This window comes from Lacimonas salitolerans, from assembly GCF_042677865.1.
Classification (GTDB): Bacteria; Pseudomonadota; Alphaproteobacteria; order Rhodobacterales; family Rhodobacteraceae; genus Lutimaribacter; species Lutimaribacter salitolerans.
The window spans coordinates 1-941 of record NZ_JBHUDD010000079.1 but is presented as its reverse complement, the minus strand read 5'-3'; the positions used below and the strand labels follow the sequence as shown (position 1 = coordinate 941).

General features: G+C 59.7%; 2 protein-coding genes. Both read left to right on the top strand.

Going from position 1 to position 941, the window contains the following annotated elements; all coding sequences use genetic code 11:
* Positions 1-109 precede the first annotated feature (109 nt).
* Positions 110-331, top strand: coding sequence for a hypothetical protein (locus ACFTOW_RS13330; protein WP_379916517.1), 222 nt, complete (start codon positions 110-112; stop codon positions 329-331).
* The gene (locus tag ACFTOW_RS13325) at positions 328-720 is read left to right on the top strand and encodes a hypothetical protein (protein ID WP_379916515.1); all 393 of its coding nucleotides are present in this window, start codon (positions 328-330) and stop codon (positions 718-720) included. The genes ACFTOW_RS13330 and ACFTOW_RS13325 overlap by 4 nt, the downstream gene beginning before the upstream one ends.
* The last annotated feature ends 221 nt before the right edge of the window (positions 721-941 follow it).

Sequence of the window (941 nt, the reverse complement as noted above, 5' to 3'; positions counted from 1 at the left end):
CGTTCTCATCCTGATTGACGCTGGATTCTCAGCCTGTTTGTCGCGCGGCAAACAATGCAGGTGGGTCAGTTTTAGATGATCATAACCCACCCAAGTGGGTCACTTTTGCATGCCGATTCACACATCTGAAACAGACGCCATCGCGGCCCTTCACGAGTTCACGGCCCTCTGGTCGCAACTCTTCCCGCCCGAACAGGCCCGCATCATCCAGCTTCTGGTGCGGCGCGTCACGGTCACCAACGCTGGGCTCGAGGTCGACATTCGCCGCGAAGGCATCGCGGGCGTCATTCGCGAGATGGTCGCGCCCCGCAGGCTAGAGGCTGCAGAATGACCAAGCCGGACGATACGATCCGCGTGCTGATCCCGCTCAACGTGCGCAAGAAGAACGGGCGGCCGAAGATCCTGCCACCCGCTGACTACCGACCCAGTGAGGATCAAGCGCAGGACCCGCACATCCTGCGGGCCATCGGCCGGGCGTGGGGCTGGCGGCGGCGCATGGAGGCTGGTGAGTTCGCCACAATCCAAGAATTGGCCGAGGCTGTTGGGTTGGCGGAACGCCATGTCAGCCGCCAGTTGCGGCTGGCCAATCTTGCGCCCGAAGCGCTGAAGCGGCTGACCTGCGGACGCGAGGCGTCCGCAGTCAGCCTCTACGATTTGAGCCTTATGGTGGGGGAAGATTGGAGCTACCAACTGCGGACGACTTTTGGCCTGATCAAGTGATGCCGGACAGAATGATGCGTTATGTCAGTGCCACAGCCTTGGTGGTCCCGAGCAAATGCCCGGCAGCTGTCACCGCCTCAATGTGATCTGGATCCGAAAAGAAGCTTTCGAAGGTCTTCAGGTTGTCTACGTAGAAAAAGGGCTATTTCGCGGTTTGTGTGGGTGGTTTGGTTTCCGGTCATTTGCTTGAGGCACAAGATGTTGTGCGGTAGGGTGATGCC